This is a genomic window from Pauljensenia sp. C0170B5 (genome assembly GCF_056590195.1).
On the sequence record NZ_JBWPVR010000004.1, the window covers coordinates 152,423 to 172,701 of the forward strand.

The window sequence follows — 20,279 nt, forward strand, 5'->3', positions numbered from 1 at the left end:
GATGGCTGGTCAGCAGAGGATCTACAAGCAGCGCATTGCGTCTACGCAAACGCTGAGCAAGGTCTTCCGCGCCATGGAGATGATTGCAGCCTCCAGGATCGGCGCGGCGCGTCGCGATGCGACCGAAGTGGGACCCTACGAGCAGGCGATCACGCAGGCTGTGGCCTCAGTTGCCATCCACACGGATATGGGGCACCCGCTGACCGACGTGCGAAACGACACGCCTCGCGTGGCCGTGCTGGTGGTCGCTTCTGACCGAGGCATGGCGGGTGCCTATTCAGCGACAATTCTGCGTGAAACAGAGCACCTGATCACCACGCTGCGCGAAGAAGGGAAGACCCCGATCCTGTATACCTGCGGGCGTCGCGCCAAGAATTACTTCAGCTTCCGTGGCGCTGAGATCGAGCGTTCGTGGGAAGGTGAATCGGACGAACCCAGCCTGGAGATGACGCACAGCATCGCCGAGGAACTGCTGAAGCGGTTCCTGGATGAGGACAGGATGACCGGCGTGTCCGAGGTTCACCTGGTCTACACGCGATTCAGGAACATGATGAGCCAGATTCCTCAGGTCAGGCAGATGCTGCCGCTGACTGTCGTGGATGCCTACGGTGAAGGCGAGACAAATGAAGTCGATCCGGTAAAGGACGACGGATCGCTGCTTTTCCCTGAATACGAATTCATCCCGTCTGCGCGCGACGTCCTCGATGCTTTGCTGCCTCTTTATGTGGAAAGCCGCATCCGCAACGTTCTGCTTCAAGCCGCCGCATCGGAACTGGCGTCGCGTCAGCGAGCGATGCACACGGCAACCGACAACGCTGAAGAATTGATTACGAAGTACACGCGTTTGGCGAATTCGGCCCGCCAGGCGGAGATCACGCAGGAAATTAGTGAGATCGTGGGCGGGGCCGACGCCTTGGCTAACGGCTGAGCCCACATGATGGAGAAGATGACCATGACAGAATCACCAGAAACCGGCGAAGGCCGAGTTGCCCGCGTCGTCGGCCCCGTTGTCGACGTCGAGTTTCCGCCTGACCGGATCCCGGCCCTCTACAACGCACTGCAGGTGGATGTGGAGCTGCCTGACCAGGGCGAAGGATCCGAATCATTCGTCATGACGCTGGAAGTCGCACAGCACTTGGGTGACAACCTGGTTCGCACAATCGCACTCAAGCCGACTGACGGCCTGGTGCGCGGTGCCCGCGTGCGCGACACCGGCGGCCCCATCACTGTCCCGGTCGGTGACGTCACCAAGGGACACGTCTTCAACGTGATCGGTGAACCGCTCAACCTCAAAGATGGCGAACAGCTCGAAATCACAGAGCGCTGGCCTATTCACCGTCAACCACCTGCATTCGATCAGCTTGAGCCACGCACCAAGATGTTCGAAACGGGCATCAAGGTGATCGACCTGCTTACCCCCTATGTGCAGGGCGGCAAGATCGGCCTGTTCGGCGGCGCAGGCGTGGGCAAGACCGTGCTGATTCAGGAAATGATTCAGCGTGTTGCTCAGGATCACGGCGGCGTGTCCGTGTTCGCCGGTGTGGGCGAACGTACCCGTGAAGGCAACGACCTGATTCACGAAATGGCTGATGCAGGCGTCTTCGACAAGACCGCACTGGTCTTTGGCCAGATGGACGAGCCGCCGGGGACCAGGTTGCGTATCGCGCTGACCGGCCTGACGATGGCGGAATACTTCCGCGATGTACAAAACCAGGACGTGCTGCTGTTCATCGACAACATCTTCCGTTTCACTCAGGCAGGTTCCGAGGTGTCCACCCTGCTGGGCCGTATGCCCTCGGCCGTGGGTTACCAGCCGAATCTGGCGGACGAGATGGGCCAGCTTCAAGAGCGCATCACCTCTGCCGGTGGTCACTCCATTACCTCGCTGCAGGCCATCTACGTGCCAGCCGATGACTACACGGACCCCGCGCCGGCTACCACGTTCGCGCACCTGGATGCGACCACGGAACTGTCCCGTGAGATCGCGTCGAAGGGTCTGTACCCGGCGGTTGACCCGCTGTCATCGACCAGCCGTCTGCTTGACCCGGCTGCGATCGGCCAGGAACACTACGATGTGGCAATCCACGTCAAGGCCATCTTGCAGAAGAACAAGGAGCTGCAGGACATCATCGCCATTCTGGGTGTCGACGAATTGTCCGAGGAAGACAAGGTCACGGTTGCGCGTGCACGTCGAATCGAACAGTTCCTGTCACAGAACATCTATATGGCTGAAAAGTTCACCGGCCAGCCAGGCTCCACCGTTCCGCTGTCAGAAACCATCGAAGCCTTCAAGCGCATTGCCGAGGGCTACTACGACAAGGTTCCTGAGCAGGCATTCTTCAATATCGGCGGCATTGAGGATCTGGAGCGCAAGTGGCACGAACTTGAGGCAGAATCCTGATGGCCGAGACAGGGGCGCTGAGCGTCAAAATCGTGACGAAGCGAGGCCTGTCCTGGCAGGGAGCTGCGCAGTATGTGCAGGTCCCAGTCGAAGACGGCTCGCTGGGCATTTTGCCTCATCGTCAACCATTGTTGGCTAGATTGAAAGAAGGTCCCGTCATTCTCACCATTGGCGACGACACGAAGACATTTCCGGTAGCCGGCGGATTCGTCTCCGTGGATTCTGACGTTGTCACCGTTGTTGCAGAAGGCATGGAGTCCTGAGAACACTGAGAACTACGTCCGTGATGAGCATTCATCACGGACGTAGGCGATATTACTGCATGGAAGGAGCTACAGCATCATGAACACTGCGTTGGTGTGGGCGCTGTGGCTCATCGTCATACTCGCCGTCATCGCTATGCTGATCGTCGGCTATATCAATGTGCGTGCCCGCCGGCTGGACACCTACCTGGGATCGTTTAGATGCTGGGCGCGCCGAGACTCTCAGTCCGGCTGGACAGCCGGAGTCGCCCATTACGGAGTCGAAACCCTCACCTGGTACCGCCTGGTGGGGTTTTCCATGCGGCCGGTTTTCTCAATGCCTCGACGTACCCTTGAAGTCTCAGCGCCCGACACTCGCTCTGTTGACGGAACCATGATCGAAGTGCATCTGGTCTCCGGTGATGATCGCTGGCAGGTGGCGATGGCCGCATCCAGTTACAACGGCCTGGTGTCATGGGCAGAATCTGGCCCTCCGCGTTCCTCGCAATCGTCCATCGACTAAAACGAGCAAAAAGGCAGGCACGCTTTCGTGCGTATCGTAGTAGCAACATGTTCAGTTGATTATTCAGGCCGGCTAACCGCGCACCTGGACAAAGCCCCGCGCGTCATCATGCTGAAGGCAGACGGCTCGGTCCTGGTTCACTCCGATGGCGGCTCCTATAAGCCGCTGAACTGGATGAGCGCCCCGTGCCATATGCGCATCGATGAGCCCAGCACCGATGAAACGGATCTAGGCGTGAGCGAGGTGTGGACTGTTCAGGCCGCCAAGTCTGACGACCAGCTGCTCATCCGTATTTTCGACGTTCTCCACGACGTCAACGAGGACCTCGGCGTGGATCCGGGCCTCATTAAGGACGGCGTGGAAGCCCACCTGCAGGCTCTGCTGGCTGAACAGGTGCCCTTGATCCTGGGAACGGGATACTCGCTGGTTCGCAGAGAATATCCCACGCCAATCGGGCCGGTGGATCTGCTGGTGCGCGACGAACACAATGTTCCCATCGCTATCGAGGTGAAGCGACGCGGTGGCGTCGACGGAGTGGAACAGCTCACTCGCTACCTGTCGCTACTGGCCAGAGATCCCCTGCTTTCTGACATTCGCGGCATTTTCGCTGCTCAGGAGGTCACGCGGCAGGCACGCACACTGGCAGAAGACAGAGGAATCCAAGTAGTCGTACTCGACTACGACGCAATGCGAGGCGTCGATGACGCAGAATCTCGCCTGTTCTAGGAAAAGAGAGACCATGACGGATCAGACTGATCAATCCACTTCACTCGTTGCTCTTCGAGGACGGGTCGTCACACCGGATACGGTGATCGACGATGGGGCAGTGGCGTGGGACCGCGACACCATTATCTGGGTCGGTGATGCGGCGGCGCAGGAGGCCCCCTCGTCAATTCGTGAACAACTCAATGATCTGAAGCCGAGCGATGACATCATTATCCCTGGCCTCGTCGACGTGCACTGCCACGGCGGTGGTGGCGAATCGTTCCCGAACGCGCAGACCCCCGAGCAAGCGATGACGGCTGTTACCGAGCACCGCGCTCACGGGACGACCTCCCTTGTTGCATCGCTGGTGACTGCTGACGCGCAGACCCTCAAGGAACGTGCTGCCATGCTCGCCACGCTGGCCGATCGAGGGGAGCTGGCTGGAATCCACTTTGAAGGTCCGTTCGTGTCTCATGAGCGCTGTGGCGCGCAGGACCCACAGTTCATCTGCGACCCGGATCCCGTGCTGACAGCTGAACTGCTGGACGTGGCTGGCGGGCACGCGGTGACCATGACCGTGGCGCCGGAGAAACCGCACGCCAGCGGTGAGGGTTCAGTGGCTGAAGTACTGCGCGAGGGGGGTGCTCTGCCATCGTGGGGGCATACGGATGCAGAGCCGGACGACGTTCGAGCCGTCTTTGAGGACGCCCGAGGACGCTACGCTGATCAGCTGAAAGACCCGGACCATACACGTCCCCTGGCGACGGTGACGCACCTGTTTAACGGCATGAAGCCGATGCACCACCGCGATCCCGGTTCCATTGCAGAGTTCCTTGCAGCGGGTGCGCGAGGTGATGCGGTCGTGGAGATGATCTGTGATGGTGTGCATGTCAATCCCACGCTGGTGCGCTGTGTGTACGAGGTTCTCGGACGGTCGCGCTGCGTCTTCATCACTGATGCGATGGCTGCTGCCGGAATGGCGGATGGCAGCTACCAGCTTGGGCCTCAGGCTGTGACGGTAACTGATGGGATTGCTCGTCTGACTGATGGCGGAGCGATCGCCGGTGGAACAGCTCACCTGCTCGATTGCGTGCGCGTCGCAGTAGGCGCTGGAATTCCGCTGGTCGATGCGGTATTTATGGCATCTGCTCAAGGTGCGAGAATCCTTGGCGATGAGACGGTGGGGGCACTCGAAGTCGGCAAGCGTGCTGACGTGGTCTGTCTGGATTCTGAGCTGCACCCCTTGCGCGTGTGGCGCGCGGGTGTCGTGTGCGATAGGAATAAGTAAGAGCGGCAAGACGACGTAGGCGGCCAGAGGAGCGATCACGACATGGGGCGGGGCAGACGGTCACGAAAACGACCTTGGGGCGGCGAACATCCGCGCCTCGATATGAGTCGTCTGGCCTCCATGCCGCTTAGTGCCGAGGGGCCTGGTGGGCTGCACTATCAGGTGTCGTACGTGTCGGGATCGCAGAAGACGTACACGTGTCCTGGTTGTGTCCATCCGATTGCTCCTGGCACACCTCATGTGGTCGCGTGGCCCGAAGAAGCACCCTTTGGATGGGATCAGGGGGTGGAAGCCAGACGCCATTGGCACCGGCATTGCTGGGAGCACCGGCTTCGGCCCCTCTGAGCCTGACTTGTTGGGCCTGTCTCGTGAGCCCGTCAGGCACTGCCCTTTTCGACTCTGCGATATGATGGATTATTACCATCGGTTCTGCGCTCACATCAACGGGCACTGTATTGTGAATGACATACGAGGAATTTTTGCGGAGGAGCGGACACTGTGAGTGGTATCAGACGTTACGCCAGCGCTTTAGCCCTTGCAGCAGTGGCTCTTGTTGCTGGCATCATCGGCATTTTGACACTGACCGTTTGGGCACCTGGACAGCACATTGAGGCCAAGGCTGACCCAGATCAGCCCTATGTGATGACGCGTGCGCGTGTGCTCCCTTTGAAAGCAGAAGACGTGACAGTGACCGTCGAAGCTGCCGATGCGTCGACGCCCGTCAGTGTCGTGGTTGGATCCACTCCTGATGTGATCGGGTGGCTCGGTGACGAGGCTTATACCGAAGTTGTGGGCCTGGAAGCTGGTATGACACAGCTGAAAGTAACCGACCATGCGGAAACGGATGCGAATCAGGCGCAATCGTCGGATGTGGCTGATGGCGAGCAATCCGCAGCTGCTCCTCAGTCAACGGCCGATGGCCAGGCACAGTCCGAAGCTCAGACTGCCAAGGAAGAAGCTCAGTCGGGGGCCTCGATTGCGAACCCGTTGGATAATGACATGTGGTTGGATCAGGCAGCCGGCCAGGGGAGCGCGTCGCTCACACTGAAAGCCGTTCCTGACACGGTGTCCGTACTGGCCACGACAGACGGTTCGAAAGCCCCGACATTGACGTTGACTTGGCCGGTTGAGCGCACCAATATCGCAGCGATCGCCGTTTGGCTTTTGACCATTGTCCTGGCACTGATCGCCGCAGTCATGGCGGTCATCATCTGGCGCAACCAGCGTCGCCGCGCGGCACGTGCCGACGAGCTGAAGTCTCGTGACCAGGCTGATACCACCGACACCGCCCCGATCGACATCTCCCAGATGCCAGACGCCGAGGAAGCCTCTGACGAGGCAGACGATGAGGGTGACGTGTCGCAAGCTGAGGACGGTACCCATGAAGCAGACAAGGCTGAGTCGCTTGATGTCAGCGAGCCGGTCCCGGTAGCCGACCTGACAGATGAAGCTGACGGCTTGCCTGAGGAGCAAGCCCACCGGCAAGAACACGATCACTGTGAAGAGGTGAAACGCTCCGAAGAGGCGAACCAGTACGAAGCAGCGGAAGAGCCGGAAGAACTTGCTGAATCCGCTGAACCTGTCGAGCCGGCCATGAACGGCGAAGCTGAAGACCTCGTCGAACAGAAACAGGCTGCCGAACCCGCTGAGTCGGAGGAAGCTGTAGAACCGGCTGAGCTTGCTGAGCCGGCTGAGACTGCAAAGCCAGCCGAACCAGTCGAACATTCGGCCCCCACCGATTCGGGTGTCATTGACATGTCCGTGGCTCGTGTACCGATGGTCTTCCCGACGCGACGCGCATTACGCGAAGCGCGCTCCCGAGGCGAAGAATCGGTGAATATCGATGGCCACGAATTCAACACTGGCCTCATCCCGATCGTCCCGTCGGCGCACCAAGCAGACAGCGGCGACACCCTCGTACGTCAGACAGACGGCGACCGTGCGGAAAACGAAGCCGACCATGTGAGCGGCACTGGACACGCGAGCCGAACCGACCGTTCACAGGACGGCGACGATCCACGGGGCGACGATACACAAGCTGACGCCGAACGACCTCAGGACACTGGCCGTTCCCAAAAGGGCGCATGGACGTCCATCATGTCGAACTGGCTGCATCGTGACGGAACAGGATCGACCAAGGAGGAACAGTGATACGCCGCCGCATCTGCGCTGCCGTGGTGATGCTCGCATCACTGTCGATGGTCAGCGCCTGCTCGTCAGGAGAAATAGAAGTACCGGCCACTGAACAGCCAGCGTCCGGCGCAAACGGTGCGGCCAACCTGGATGCCAACCGCATCAACGCGATCCTCGGACATATCCAGGCCGCACTCGACCAAGCCAGTGACGAGGGCACGACCGAAGCCCTGTCCGGACGCGTCAAAGACCCGGCTCTGCGCATGCGCGGTGCACAGTTCGTGCTCGCCAAAGCCAAGGACACCACGGTGCCGCAGCTGAGTCTCACCGGGGAAATGGTGACATCGACCAACTCAACGACGTGGCCGCGAATGTTCCTGGACATCGAGCAAAGCTCGGACGGGGAACTGCCGATTGTTTACGTCATCACTCAGCAGGATGCGCGCTCCAATTACGAACTGGAGAACTGGGTGCGCCTTCTGGGCGGCTCAGAATTCACGACAGCCCCACTGGAGACGGGTGCAGCATACGTACCTGCCGATGCCGACGGCTTCATCATGACGCCCAGCGAAGCAGTGGAAAAATATGTCGAAATGCTCAATTCTGGCACCGCCGGATCCGACATGTTCGCAGAAGACGAGTATGCGCGCTCGCACTTCGACGAGATCGCATCGCTCGGACAATCCGTGCAGGCCGCCGGTACCGTCACGGCTCACGCACAGACGGAGGGATTGCCGATCTCAGGACTCGTCTTGAACAACGGATCAGCCCTCGTGTCCGCATCGTTCGCAATGACGCACACCTACCAGCGCACGGTTGCCAGATCCACCATGCAGCTGGGCGGCTCCCCTGCGGCTATTAACGAGGGAGACCCCAAGGTTATCGGATCGGCATCTGCGAAATATCTGGTCTCGGTTTTGATTGAGCTGCCGCAGGCCGGATCCGATCAGAAAGCTCGCGTCATCGGCGCTGAACGTGTGATCGAGCAGGTCACGCGCGATGATTCAACCAAACCCGAAGGAGAATAAGTGGCAGAGAGTGATCCATCAATGGCGCAGCACAATTCGCAGCGGGAACCAGCCTCGCGTGCAGCGCACAGCGCGGAGGCCTCCGAACAGTCTCACGTGCAGCGTCAGGTCGCCGATTCTCACGGTGCCGTTGACCTGTCCGCTTCGGGCGTCCCTGCTGCCGCTCCTGCCGACGGTGATGCCGGGGTGCAACTGAACGTGCCTTTGATTCGCGACTGCGATGACGCTCAGTTCGAGGACATCATGGCAACGTCACGCACTGTTCCTGTGCTGATGGCACTGTGGTCATCGCGCTCCTTGGAGTCATCGTCCGTTCTGTCCATGCTGGAGGGGATCGTCCGCGAAAGGAGCGGCGCCTTCCAGTTGGTGAAGATCGAGGTGGAGAAAGCTCCGGGCATCACTCGCGCACTTCAGGTGCAGGCCTTGCCGACGGTGTGTGCACTGATCGGTGGGCGCCCGATCCCGCTCTTCCAGGGAAATGCGATTAAAGAACAGGTCGTGCCGGTCCTGGATGAACTGTTGACGGCAGCCCAGCAGATGGGGGTTACGGGCCGCGTCGCAGTCAGCGGGGAGGACGTGAAGGCGCCCGTACCGCCTGAACACCAGCATGCGTTGGACCTGGAAGAATCAGGTGACCTCGACGGCGCGATCGCGGCGTGGGAGAAGATCGTGGAGCGCAATGCGCGCGACCACGATGCCGAAGCCCAGTTGGCGCGCGTGCGTCTGCTTGAGCGCGGCACGGCTGGGAATGCGGATAACGACCTGGATCATGCTGATGAGCTGTTTAACGCCGGCCAGCACGCTCAGGCCTTCGACGTTCTGATCAGCGCTTTGGAGCACAGCACCGATGATGACAGGCGTGAAGAGCTGCGCACACGCATCCTGGACTTGTTCCGCGTGGCCGGATCCTCACCGGAAGTCAACGCTGCCCGTCGCAGGCTGGCAACCGCTCTCATGATCTAGAGGCTGGTGTGGTGATCGCACCTGAGGCAGCTCGAATCGGCTCGTCCGCGCGTCGGGGCAGTCTAGTGCTCGCCGGCGACGCTGCGCCATACGTGCAGGGCTCGGTCATCAAATAAGCAGAACACGATCCTGATTGCGTGCTCGTCCTGTTCGCTTTCATAGGTGCGAGCCGCCTCTATGCCGATACTCGCAACCTGTTCCATATCCCAGCCGTACACTCCTGCTGAAATTGCAGGGAACGCTACGGAGCGTGCACTGATGTCCTCGGCAACCCGCAGACTCGACGTGAAGCAGGAGCGTAGCAGATCCGGGTCAGTCTGCCCGCGATGCCGGTTAGGTCCGACAGTGTGGATTACCCAGCGCGCCGGCAGTCTGAAACCCTCAGTCGCTACAGCGTGCCCCACGGGAAGACCATCAGGGAACTGGCTGGCACGCACTTTCTTGCAGGCGGCGAGCAGGTCGGGCCCAGCTCCGCGGTGAATTGCCCCATCCACGCCGCCACCACCCAGCAGTGACGAGTTCGCAGCGTTGACAATGGCGTCCACCTCAAGTGTTGTGATGTCGCCGCTGATCAGTTCCATCATTGCTCGCATATCTCACGGGCGGTTGAGCGAGCAGGCAGGAATTGCTGCCCGTCCGCTCAACCGTCCGTGTCTAGTTCTCAGATGTGACAGGACGCAGCCAGAGCGCACCCAGCGGTGGCACGCGCAGCTCAGCCGATGCTGGCCGGCCGTTCCATGGAACATCTTCAGCGATGACCGGCCCCATGTTGATCACACCGGATCCGCCGAACTCTTCGCTGTCAGTGTTGAGGATTTCCTCCCACTGGCCGCTGAACGGCAGCCCCACGCGGTAGCCCTCGTGAGGTGTGCCGGCAAAGTTCGTGACGCAGACAAGGAGGTGCTGCTTGTGATCGGAGCCCATTCCCTTGCGGATATGGGAGATCACGTTGTGATCGCCGTCTGACGCGTCGATCCACTCAAAGCCCGTGTAGTCGTCGTCCCACAGCGCGGGATCGTCGCGATAGATCCTGTTGAGAGCCGACACCAGCGACAGCAACCCGGAATGCAGATCGTCATCGAGCAGCCACCAATCCAGAGAATGCTGCTCGGTCCATTCCTGTTCCTGCCCAAATTCCTGTCCCATGAACAGCAGTTGTTTGCCAGGATGTGACCACTGGTAGGCGTACAGTGCGCGAAGCGAGGCCATCTTCTGCCACTTATCACCGGGCATCTTCGAAACGAGCGAGCCTTTGCCGTGAACGACCTCATCATGGGACAGCGGCAGAATGTAGTTCTCGGAGAATGCGTACACCAACGAGAACGTGAGTTCACCGTGGTGCCAGCGACGGTTGACAGGGTCTTCCTGCATGTACCGCAGCGTGTCGTTCATCCAGCCCATATTCCACTTCATGCCGAACCCCAGGCCGCCTCCTGACGTTGGCGCGGTCACGCCGGGCCACGCTGTTGACTCTTCAGCCACCATTACGATGCCGGGGTGACGCCTGTAGGCAGTTGCGTTGGCTTCCTGCAGGAACTGGATAGCTTCCAAGTGTTCGCGACCGCCGTACTGATTCGGCCGCCACTGGCCTTCCTTGCGTGAATAATCCAGATACAGCATGGAGGCCACCGCATCGACACGCAAGCCATCGACGTGGAACTCCTCGAGCCAGTACAGCGCGTTGGCAACCAGGAAGTTGCGCACCTCCCGACGCCCGAAGTTGAAGACGTACGTTCCCCAATCCGGATGTTCACCACGCAACGGATCGGGATCCTCGTACAGGGGAGTGCCGTCGAAACGGGCAAGCGCCCAGTCATCCTTCGGGAAGTGGGCTGGCACCCAGTCCAGGATGACGCCGATACCTGCCTGGTGGAGGCGGTCCACCAGATAACGGAAGTCGTCGGGCGTGCCGTAGCGTGAGGTCGGCGCGTAGTACGAGGTGACCTGGTAGCCCCACGAACCGCCGAACGGATGTTCAGCCACCGGCATGAATTCGACGTGCGTGAAACCGGCTTCGGTGACGTAGGCGATCAGCTCATCAGCGAGCTGACGGTAGCCCAGCCCCTGTTTCCAGGATCCAATGTGGACTTCGTACACTGACATGGCAGCGGTGTGCGGGGTGGTGTGAGCACGCCTGTCCATCCACTCATCGTCATCCCACCTGTGGAAACGGTCGGTGACAACAGAGGCAGTTGCCGGAGGAATCTCGGTGGCACGTGCCATCGGGTCAGCCTTTTGGAACCAGTTACCGCCCGGCCCTCGGATCTCGAATTTGTAGCGCGCTCCCACGCCCACACCTGGGATGAACAGCTCCCACACGCCGGACGATCCCAGTGAGCGCATTGCGCTGGCGCTGCCGTCCCAGTAGTTGAAGTCGCCGACGACGCGCACGGCAGACGCGTTGGGCGCCCACACCGCAAATGCGACGCCCTCGACGTCACCCATCGGGCCGGTGTAGTGAGTCAGATGTGCTCCCAGAACTTTCCACAGTTCTTCGTGTCGTCCCTCGGAAATGAGGTAAATATCCATTTCGCCCAGTGTGGGCAGGAAACGGTAGGGGTCGTCCATCAGTGTCGTCTGGTCACCGTAGGTCACGCGCACTCGGTAGTCGGGAATATCGTCACATTCAAAGACGGCAACCCACACGCCGGATCGTTCGTGAACAGCGTCAACTGTTTGATCGGGCGTGACAATTTGGACAGCGTCGGCCAAATGATGCACCGTGCGGATCGTCACTGACCCGTCACTGAGGTGCGCTCCGAGCACGGCATGAGGCAGGTAGTACTGCCCCTGCGCCACTGTATCAAGGAGGTCTGGATCTTGAGGAATCGGTGAGGCGTTCATGACCTCATTTTCCCATGCACACGGTCACGGCGTGGCCGTTCGGATGGTCGTGGCGTTCTTTGCAACAAACGACCGTCCGATGTGCTCCACGTGTCGACCGTTTTACCGCTCAGCCAGTTCGGTGAGCGCATCGAGGGGAATACTCAGCCAGTCTGGACGCATCCTATGTTCGTAGATCGACTCATAGGCTGCCTTCTCAATGATCAGTGCAGTCATGAGTGCGTCGTCGCGACCCGAGAAATCAGCGTGATACCCCTCAAGGAACGCACGCTGGTGCTGGCTGACCCACTCGTGAGCGACGGCATCGTCAATCGCTGAGTCATCATCGGCAAGGCGTCGTGCCTGCGCCATCGCATAGTCGAAGGAACGCAGCATCCCGGCAACGTCCTTGAGCGGTAGGTCAGGGGCGGTGCGCTCGGCCAGGGGGCGCAGCGGCTCGCCCTCGAAGTCCAGAATCTTCCACCCATCATCGCTGAGCAGGGTCTGCCCCAGGTGGTAGTCGCCGTGAATGCGGGTCGCCTGAAGCGGCTCGTCCCATTGTGCGAGCTGGTCCAGCTCGCGGCCCAATGTATCCACGAGTTCGCCGGTCAGGCCAGGGACCTCAGCGTGCGCAGCATCGAGGTTGTTGCGCACCCGCGCAGCGATCTGCGATGGCGTCGGCCCGTCAGCAGTGGGCAGAGCCCTCGCCAGAATCTCATGCATCTGAGCTGTCACGGTACCCAGTGAACGTGCCTGCTCGGTAAGATCTTCACCGCGGGAGGCACCATCGACAAAGAAGACGAAACCGTCGCGCCCATCGCGTACCAGCTCACTGATAATGGTCGCCACACACAGTTCCGATTCCTTCTTGGGCCACGAACGCACGCGTGCCGGGACGGCAACGTAGCCGAAAACGCGTGGCACGTGGTTCCAGTCAGCCTCGCATAGCGCGGTGGGCACCTCAACATCCGGGTGAGCACCCTCCGTGAGCACGCGCAGTACCTTCGCGATGATTCCAGGAGTCTCGTCTGTGGTACCTCGGAAAATAACCGAGGTGTTCGACTGCTCGCCTCCATACACCTGTACCTGGTCACGCATGTCGCGCATGCGTTCAACGGTGTCAGCATCCACCGTTCCAACGGCACGACCCATCGCCAGCCACGTGTCCCAAAATGCCCACACCGACACGCCGTCCAGAATACTCAGGTCACCAATCGATCCGATGGGGTCGCCCTCGTCAACGTCCGTCGCAGGATTGTCGAACGTTTCGGCAACGTCGTCTCCGGCCTGCGGAACGAGAACGAGGGGGACGTTGAGCAGTTGCGAGCCGGCCTGGATGATCAGCAGGCGAACTGACGCTAAATCACCGGAATCGGACTCCGGAGTTCCCGGCGGTTCCAGATAGCCTGAATCGGCATTGAGCTCGCCAATGACCTGCAATGTGCGGTCGCTGGTGCGTGGGAACCATCGCCTCGACGTGAGCCACGGGGCGATCGCTTCCAGGAGTTGAATGGAAGACGGTGCGTTACTCATCTTCTTCCTCACTTTCTGGTTCAAGGAACGTCACGCCCAGCCAGTAAAAGCCGTGGCGCGGCAGCGTGATGTCCACCGTCTCATCGTCACGCACATCCGGGAACGCGTTGCCCGATCCAAGATCGTACAGATGCCAGCCGGCCATGCCGGGCAGGTGGATCTTCGCGGAGTGCGGTTCAGTGGACAGGTTGTTGACGCACAGAATCGTTTCGGATTCGTCTCGGCGCAAGAACGCGAGCACAGCATCGTCAGAGGACCACAGCAGCGTCATGTCACCAAATCCGAACGGCGCATGCTTGCGGCGCGTGTTCAGCATCTTGCGCGTCCAGTTCAGCATCGAGGTCGGGCGGGTGGCGTGCTCGGCCACGTTCACTGCGCGCTGGTCATAGGTCGGTGATGAAATTCCCGGCAGGAACCACTGATCCTGCGGGGCATCGGAAAAGCCCATCGTCGGCGTGTCATCCCACTGCATAGGGGTGCGCACGCCGAAACGGTCAGGCAGATCCACGTTGTCACCCATACCGATCTCATCGCCATAGAACAGGAACGGGGAACCGGGCAAGGACAGCAGCAGCGCGTAGGCCAGTTCAACCTCGCGGCGCGAGGCATGCAGCAGCGGCATGAGTCGTCGACGTATACCGACATTGGAACGCATGCGCTCTTCAGGGCAGTACCACTCATACATCCTGGCGCGTTCCTCGTCCGTGACCATCTCCAGGGTCAGTTCATCGTGATTGCGCAGGAAAACACCCCATTGGCCACCCTTGGGCAGGGGAGGGGTGGCAGCCAGGATTTCGCGCAGCCCGTGGGAGGATTCTTCGCGCAGTGCGGCGAAAATGCGCGGCATGATCGGGAAGTGGAAGCAGATATGGCACTCGGGTGCCTCATCGGTTCCAAAGTAGGCGACAACCTCGTGAGGCGGCTGGTTCGCCTCGGCAATCATGACGGTGCCGGGGAACTCTTCTTCGACCATTGCGCGCAGGTCCGCGATGAACTCGTGCGTGGCCGGGAGGTTTTCGCAGTTCGTACCTTCTTCTTCGAACAGGTAGGGGATGGCATCCAACCTGAAGCCGTCCACACCGGTGGTGCACCAAAAACGCACCACGTCTTTCATGGCTTCGCGCACCGCAGGGTTTTCATAGTTCAGGTCCGGCTGGTGTGAGAAGAAACGATGCCAGAAGAACTGGTGGCGCTCCTCATCCCACGTCCAGTTCGATACTTCCGAGTCCACGAAAATGATGCGCGCGTCGGCGTATTCGTTGGGTCGGTCACGCCAGACGTAGAAATCGCCGTACGGTCCGTTCGGGTCGGAGCGTGAGGACTGGAACCACGGGTGCTGGTCGGACGTGTGGTTCATGACCATGTCCAGCACGATGCGCAGGCCTCGTTCATGTGCGGCTTCCACGAGGGCACGGAAATCATCCATCGTGCCGAAGCGTTCGTCGATGCCCTTGTAGTCGGAAATGTCGTAGCCGCCGTCGGCCAGAGGGGAAGGAAAGAACGGGGGCAGCCAGATTGCATCGATACCGAGCCACTTGAGGTAGTCGAGCCGCGAGATCAGGCCGGGAATGTCACCCACGCCGTCGCCGTTGGAGTCCTGGAAAGAGTGGATCAGCAGCTCATAGAAGACTGCGTGGCGGTACCAACTGGGGTCGTCGGCCACAGGGACGAGGGCGGCTTCATCCTCGTGTGGCTGGTCCACCGTCATATTGTGGAATGGTGAGAGTTGCGCATAGTGGCTGGAGGTGGCGGTCGTCGTCTCAGGTGCGGCGTCCAGTTCAGCGCGCGATGAATCATCAACGGTCATGGCATCATACTGCCAGTTACGGCGCGCTGATGCACGGTGTGTATGCATTTCATGCCCGGCGAGTGGGACCCGCGGCGCCTGGAGGCGCGCGGTGCATTCTACTGTTGCTGTTCAACCCCAAAGACGTGTCCGATGCGGGTCCACGGGCTCAGCCGCACCACATTCGACGCACCCCAGCGGTACTCCATGCCGTCCAGTTCATCGACAAGGTTCAACCCGCCGCCGTGGCCAGCGTTGAGCAGCTCCATGCCGGGCGCGTTGACATCGAGGTCAACAGAGCCCCACACTTCATGATGCGGATCCAGTGAGACCACCACGATCACCGTGTCCGGGTTCCCATCAGGTGTGAACTGTCCGGGAATGTGCCGTGAGAAGCACAGCAACTGGTCGTTGGATGTACGGTGAATGCTGATCTGGTGAAGCTGCTGCAGGGCACGATGTCGCCCTCGTGCAGTGTTGAGCAGGGTGAGCAACTGAGGAATACCCGTGCGCTCCGCATCCTCCCACCTGCGCGGACGGTACTCGTATTTCTCGTTGTTGATCTGTTCTTCAAAACCGGGGCGCGGTACCGATTCGACCAGCTCGTAGCCGGAGTAGATGCCCCACGTCGGAGCGCCGCATGCGGCCAGAATCGCGCGGATTGCAAACATGGCGGTGCCGCCCTCGGTCATCTGCGGCGTCAAAATATCGTGCGTCGTCGGCCAGAATGTCGGGCGCATCAGGTGCGGTGTCTGCTCGGAGACTTCCTTGAGGTACTCTTCGATCTCCTTCTTATAGGTACGCCACGCGAAGTACGTGTAGGACTGGTCAAAACCGACGGCACCCAGCGTGCGCATCATGGCGGGGCGAGTGAACGCTTCAGCCAGGCAGATCACGTCTGGATATTCGCGATGCAGCGTGTCCATCATGCGTTTCCAGAAGTTCACTGGCTTGGTGTGCGGGTTGTCCACTCGGAAAATCTTCACGCCGTGTGCGATCCACAGGCGGAACAGGTCGTGGATCGCTTCGAACAGGCCTTCAGGATCGTGATCGAAGTTAATGGGGTAGATGTCCTGGTACTTCTTGGGCGGATTCTCCGCATACGCGATGGAGCCGTCGGCTCGCTGCGAGAACCATTCGGGATGGTCCCTGACCCACGGGTGATCCGGTGAACACTGCAGGGCAAAGTCGAGTGCGACCTCCATGCCGCGTTCGTATGCGGCAGCGACGAATGCATCGAAATCGTCAAAATCTCCCAGGTCAGGGTGAATCGCGTCGTGGCCCCCTTCATCTGACCCGATGCCGTAGGGGGAACCAGGATCGGTTTCCAGAGCATTCAGCGTATTGTTCTTGCCCTTGCGGAACGTCGTGCCGATGGGGTGAACTGGTGTGAGGTAGATGACATCAAATCCCATCGCACTGATGCGATCGAGTTCCTCAATTGCGGTGCGCAGTGTGCCTGAGACCCATGTGCCATCAGGGCGCTGGAATGCTCCGGCTGAGCGGGGGAAAATCTCATACCAGGAGCCCACCAGGGCGCGGGTGCGCGCGACATGCAGCGGATAGGCCTCAGTGCGACCGACCAGGTCACGCAGTGGGTACTGACGCACAATGTGGCGCACAGAAGACGATATACCGGCCGACAGGCGCTGCTGGTTTGATCGGGTGGCATCGCGCATGATGGAGATTGCACTGTGGAGGACGCGCGCATGGGGCTCAGCCAGACCCTGCTGGTCAGAATTGGCCAGTGCCTTCCCTTCGATCATGCGCTCAAACAGGCGTGCGCCCTCTTCCAGCATGAGGTCAGCGTCGATGTCGGCATCGACTTTAATGGTGGCATCATGTCGCCACGTAGCGTAGGGATCTGACCACGTCTGAATGCAAAATGACCAGTTGCCGGGTCGGTCAGGCATCACCCATGCCTCGTAGCGATCCAGACCGGGTGCAATATCCACCATTGGAGCAATCGTGTGGTCATGTCCGTCGGGGTCAATCAGGACCGCTTCGGCCTGATAGGCGTCGTGTCCCTCGCGAAACACCGTTGCGCGAATGGGGAATGGCTCACCGGCGGTCGCCTTGGCTGGAAGTCGCCCGCCTTCCACAACGGGGGAGAGTTCCACCGCGGGGATGCGTGTCACGGTCATGTCGAGTGGTCGAGAAGATTTGTGGCTCACATTGTTAGGGTACTGAATTTGGGAGGCACGTGGGGGACCATGGGTGGTGTGCGCATCGCCGAGAAGAATTCCCATGCCGTATCTTGTGGTCGCATCAAGGCTGAACGTGACTGAGCCATGACACGTTCGAGACCCCACGTGAAACGTCAATGAAATTTTCTCACCATGCATTCAGCGGAGTTATTCACCATTCGACGCTGAATGCAGGGACCACTAGACTGCTGTGTGTGAGAATGATTCAGCGTATTACACGCGGGTGCTTCAGCTGCTGCAGCGTGTCTAACTGAAGGGATTGATTACTAGATGTCGTATAGCCTGGCTGATGCAGCCACTTCGCAAGTCCGCTCCTTTTCAGGTCGACCAGCAGATCGCTCCACCCTCATGGAAATGTGGCAGGGCCTTTCTGCGGCAGTTGTTGACCGCGTCGCGAGCGACTGGGATCGTACCAACCGTCTGTATGCAACCAAACGACGGGAACACTATTTCTCGGCCGAATTCCTGATGGGTCGCGCCCTGCTGAATAACCTGTCGAACCTCGGCCTGACGAACGAAGCAGAAAAGATCGTCAATTCTTTTGGCCAGACGCTGTCCGATGTCCTGGAACAGGAACCGGATGCAGCGCTGGGCAACGGTGGCCTCGGGCGACTGGCAGCCTGCTTCCTCGACTCATGCGCCACACTGGACTACCCGGTGAACGGCTACGGAATCCTGTACCGCTACGGCCTGTTCAAGCAGCTGTTTGAGGACGGCTTCCAGCGTGAACAGCCCGATGCGTGGATGGAGGAGGGCTACCCCTTCATTGTGCGCCGCGAGGAAGAACAGCGCATCATTCACTATGCCGACATGGATGTGCGAGCCATTCCCTACGACATGCCGATCACCGGATACGGCACACGCAACGTGGGAACGCTGCGACTGTGGCGTGCAGAGCCGGTTGAAGAATTCGACTACGACGCGTTCAACTCGCAGCGCTTCACTGACGCCATTGTCGAGCGTGAAGCCGTCGCCGACATTTCACGCGTGCTGTACCCCAATGACTCCACGTTCGAGGGCAAGATCCTGCGCGTGCGCCAGCAGTACTTCTTCTGCGCCGCCTCGCTGCACGACATTGTTGCCAACCATATTGCCCAGCACGAGGGCGACCTGACAACTCTGGCTGATTTCAACGCGATTCAGCTCAACGACACTCACCCGGTTCTGGCTATCCCCGAACTGATGCGAATCCTGCTGGATGAGTACGGCTGGACGTGGGAAGCAGCATGGGACGTCGTCAGTCACACGTTCGCGTACACGAACCACACGGTGCTGGCTGAAGCGCTGGAGAAGTGGGAGACATCGATCTTTGATCGCCTCTTCCCGCGCATCATGGAAATTGTGCGCGAAATCGACCGCCGCTTCCGCATCGACATGACTGAGCGCGCCATCGACGAGGGAACCATCAACTACATGGCTCCGGTCCAGGGCAACATGGTGCACATGGCGTGGATCGCCTGCTATGCGTCGTATTCGATTAACGGTGTGGCCGCGCTGCACACAGAAATTATCAAGCGCGAAACGCTGCGTCAGTGGCATGACATCTGGCCCGAGCGCTTCAATAACAAGACGAACGGTGTGACCCCTCGTCGCTGGCTGCGTCAGTGCAACCCGCGCCTGTCCGCCCTGCTTGACGAGGTGACCGGCTCAGACCAGTGGGTCACCGATCTTGACGTCCTCGCACAGTTCACTGACAGCGTTGACGAGAGTGTTCTGCAGCGACTGATCGACATCAAGCATGACAACAAGGTTGACTTTGCTCAGTGGATCAAGAACCGCCAGGGCATTGAGGTCAATCCTGATGCGATCTTCGACGTGCAGATCAAGCGTTTGCACGAGTACAAGCGCCAGCTGATGAATGCGTTCTACATTCTGGACCTGTACTACCGCCTCAAGGAGGATCCGTCACTGGATCTGCCGCCGCGCGTGTTCATCTTCGGTGCGAAGGCAGCGCCGGGATATGTGCGTGCCAAGGCGATCATCAAGCTGATCAACTCAATCGGGGATCTGGTCAACAACGATCCTGACATTGACGGGCGCATCACAGTTGTCTTCGTGGAAAACTACAACGTCTCGCCTGCTGAGCACATCATTCCGGCTGCTGACGTGTCTGAGCAGATTTCAACTGCCGGCAAGGAAGCGTCGGGCACCTCGAACATGAAGTTCATGATGAACGGTGCACTGACGCTGGGCACGCTCGATGGTGCGAACGTGGAGATTCTGGACGCTGTTGGCCAGGATAACGCCTACATCTTCGGTGCCACGGAAGATGAGTTGCCTGAGCTGCGCCGCACATACGATCCGCGCTGGCACTATGAAAACGTACCTGGACTGAAGCGTGTGCTCGATGCAATGACTGACGGCACGCTGGATGACGGCGGCACAGGTGATTTCCATGACCTGCGTCTGTCACTGCTGGAAGGTAGTTACGATCCGGCCGACGTGTACTACGTGCTGGGTGATTTTGATGCCTACCGCACGGCTCGCGACCAGATGGCGCGTGACTACTGTGACCGCCAGGCATGGGCACGCAAGACATGGGTCAACATCACGAAGTCGGGACGTTTCTCATCGGACCGCACGATCCGCGACTATGCGCGCGAGGTGTGGAAGCTTGAGGCAGCCCCGATCGACCAGTGATCCTGTC

15 protein-coding genes are annotated in these 20,279 nt (G+C 59.9%); 10 read left to right on the forward strand and 5 right to left on the reverse strand.

The features are described from left to right. Nucleotide 1: 1 nt before the first annotated feature. From AC1EJZ_RS07060 to AC1EJZ_RS07100, 9 genes are all read left to right on the forward strand, one after another. On the forward strand, nucleotides 2–928 hold the full coding sequence (locus AC1EJZ_RS07060; protein ID WP_058236983.1) for a F0F1 ATP synthase subunit gamma: 927 nt from the start codon (nucleotides 2–4) through the stop codon (nucleotides 926–928). A gap of 18 nt (nucleotides 929–946) precedes the next feature. Beyond that, entirely contained in the window at nucleotides 947–2,401 is a 1,455-nt protein-coding gene (atpD, locus tag AC1EJZ_RS07065; RefSeq protein WP_371935771.1) for a F0F1 ATP synthase subunit beta, read from the forward strand. Beyond that, a complete protein-coding gene (locus AC1EJZ_RS07070; protein WP_058236982.1) occupies nucleotides 2,401–2,664 on the forward strand; it encodes a F0F1 ATP synthase subunit delta/epsilon in 264 nt (87 codons plus the stop codon). The genes atpD and AC1EJZ_RS07070 overlap by 1 nt, the downstream gene beginning before the upstream one ends. 79 nt (nucleotides 2,665–2,743) lie before the next feature. Further along, complete coding sequence (locus AC1EJZ_RS07075; RefSeq protein WP_058236981.1) at nucleotides 2,744–3,166, forward strand: DUF2550 family protein; 423 nt, start codon at nucleotides 2,744–2,746, stop codon at nucleotides 3,164–3,166. 27 nt (nucleotides 3,167–3,193) lie between these two features. Next, complete coding sequence (gene nucS / locus AC1EJZ_RS07080; protein WP_058236980.1) at nucleotides 3,194–3,892, forward strand: endonuclease NucS; 699 nt, start codon at nucleotides 3,194–3,196, stop codon at nucleotides 3,890–3,892. A 13-nt stretch (nucleotides 3,893–3,905) separates the two neighbouring features. Beyond that, nucleotides 3,906–5,159, forward strand: coding sequence for an N-acetylglucosamine-6-phosphate deacetylase (locus AC1EJZ_RS07085; protein WP_058236979.1), 1,254 nt, complete (start codon nucleotides 3,906–3,908; stop codon nucleotides 5,157–5,159). A gap of 498 nt (nucleotides 5,160–5,657) precedes the next feature. Continuing rightward, on the forward strand, nucleotides 5,658–7,310 hold the full coding sequence (locus AC1EJZ_RS07090; RefSeq protein ID WP_141757307.1) for a hypothetical protein: 1,653 nt from the start codon (nucleotides 5,658–5,660) through the stop codon (nucleotides 7,308–7,310). Then, the gene (locus AC1EJZ_RS07095; RefSeq protein WP_480294387.1) at nucleotides 7,307–8,320 is read left to right on the forward strand and encodes a DUF8094 domain-containing protein; all 1,014 of its coding nucleotides are present in this window, start codon (nucleotides 7,307–7,309) and stop codon (nucleotides 8,318–8,320) included. The genes AC1EJZ_RS07090 and AC1EJZ_RS07095 overlap by 4 nt, the downstream gene beginning before the upstream one ends. Then, nucleotides 8,321–9,283, forward strand: a complete 963-nt coding sequence (locus tag AC1EJZ_RS07100; RefSeq protein ID WP_227469280.1) for a tetratricopeptide repeat protein — start codon at nucleotides 8,321–8,323, stop codon at nucleotides 9,281–9,283. Nucleotides 9,284–9,345: 62 nt separating this feature from the next. On the opposite strand, the gene AC1EJZ_RS07105 is transcribed toward AC1EJZ_RS07100, so the two are convergent. The 5 genes from AC1EJZ_RS07105 to AC1EJZ_RS07125 form a co-directional block, all read right to left on the reverse strand. Next, the gene (locus AC1EJZ_RS07105) at nucleotides 9,346–9,867 is read right to left on the reverse strand and encodes an O-acetyl-ADP-ribose deacetylase (protein WP_058236975.1); all 522 of its coding nucleotides are present in this window, start codon (nucleotides 9,865–9,867) and stop codon (nucleotides 9,346–9,348) included. Between the two features lie 70 nt (nucleotides 9,868–9,937). Continuing rightward, on the reverse strand, nucleotides 9,938–12,127 hold the full coding sequence (gene glgB, locus AC1EJZ_RS07110) for a 1,4-alpha-glucan branching protein GlgB (RefSeq protein ID WP_092648671.1): 2,190 nt from the start codon (nucleotides 12,125–12,127) through the stop codon (nucleotides 9,938–9,940). Nucleotides 12,128–12,229: 102 nt separating this feature from the next. After that, complete coding sequence (locus AC1EJZ_RS07115) at nucleotides 12,230–13,639, reverse strand: phosphotransferase (RefSeq protein WP_058236973.1); 1,410 nt, start codon at nucleotides 13,637–13,639, stop codon at nucleotides 12,230–12,232. Continuing rightward, nucleotides 13,632–15,347, reverse strand: coding sequence for a maltose alpha-D-glucosyltransferase (gene treS, locus AC1EJZ_RS07120; RefSeq protein WP_058237816.1), 1,716 nt, complete (start codon nucleotides 15,345–15,347; stop codon nucleotides 13,632–13,634). Before treS ends, AC1EJZ_RS07115 begins: the two co-directional genes overlap by 8 nt. A 197-nt stretch (nucleotides 15,348–15,544) precedes the next feature. After that, complete coding sequence (locus tag AC1EJZ_RS07125) at nucleotides 15,545–17,569, reverse strand: maltotransferase domain-containing protein (protein WP_092648670.1); 2,025 nt, start codon at nucleotides 17,567–17,569, stop codon at nucleotides 15,545–15,547. Nucleotides 17,570–17,902: 333 nt separating this feature from the next. Between AC1EJZ_RS07125 and AC1EJZ_RS07130 the strand changes: the two genes are divergently transcribed. After that, a complete protein-coding gene (locus AC1EJZ_RS07130; RefSeq protein WP_058236971.1) occupies nucleotides 17,903–20,272 on the forward strand; it encodes a glycogen/starch/alpha-glucan phosphorylase in 2,370 nt (789 codons plus the stop codon). Nucleotides 20,273–20,279 lie beyond the last annotated feature (7 nt).

Bases quoted from the DNA above. Each gene is read 5' to 3' on its own strand.
- AC1EJZ_RS07125 (WP_092648670.1), bottom strand. From the start codon at position 17,569: ATGACCGTGACACGCATCCCCGCGGTGGAACTCTCCCCCGTTGTGGAA.
- glgB (WP_092648671.1), bottom strand. From the start codon at position 12,127: ATGAACGCCTCACCGATTCCTCAAGATCCAGACCTCCTTGATACAGTG.
- AC1EJZ_RS07130 (WP_058236971.1), top strand. From the start codon at position 17,903: ATGTCGTATAGCCTGGCTGATGCAGCCACTTCGCAAGTCCGCTCCTTT.
- AC1EJZ_RS07085 (WP_058236979.1), top strand. From the start codon at position 3,906: ATGACGGATCAGACTGATCAATCCACTTCACTCGTTGCTCTTCGAGGA.
- AC1EJZ_RS07105 (WP_058236975.1), bottom strand. From the start codon at position 9,867: ATGATGGAACTGATCAGCGGCGACATCACAACACTTGAGGTGGACGCC.
- treS (WP_058237816.1), bottom strand. From the start codon at position 15,347: ATGACGGTGGACCAGCCACACGAGGATGAAGCCGCCCTCGTCCCTGTG.
- atpD (WP_371935771.1), top strand. From the start codon at position 947: ATGACCATGACAGAATCACCAGAAACCGGCGAAGGCCGAGTTGCCCGC.
- AC1EJZ_RS07070 (WP_058236982.1), top strand. From the start codon at position 2,401: ATGGCCGAGACAGGGGCGCTGAGCGTCAAAATCGTGACGAAGCGAGGC.
- AC1EJZ_RS07115 (WP_058236973.1), bottom strand. From the start codon at position 13,639: ATGAGTAACGCACCGTCTTCCATTCAACTCCTGGAAGCGATCGCCCCG.
- AC1EJZ_RS07060 (WP_058236983.1), top strand. From the start codon at position 2: ATGGCTGGTCAGCAGAGGATCTACAAGCAGCGCATTGCGTCTACGCAA.
- AC1EJZ_RS07075 (WP_058236981.1), top strand. From the start codon at position 2,744: ATGAACACTGCGTTGGTGTGGGCGCTGTGGCTCATCGTCATACTCGCC.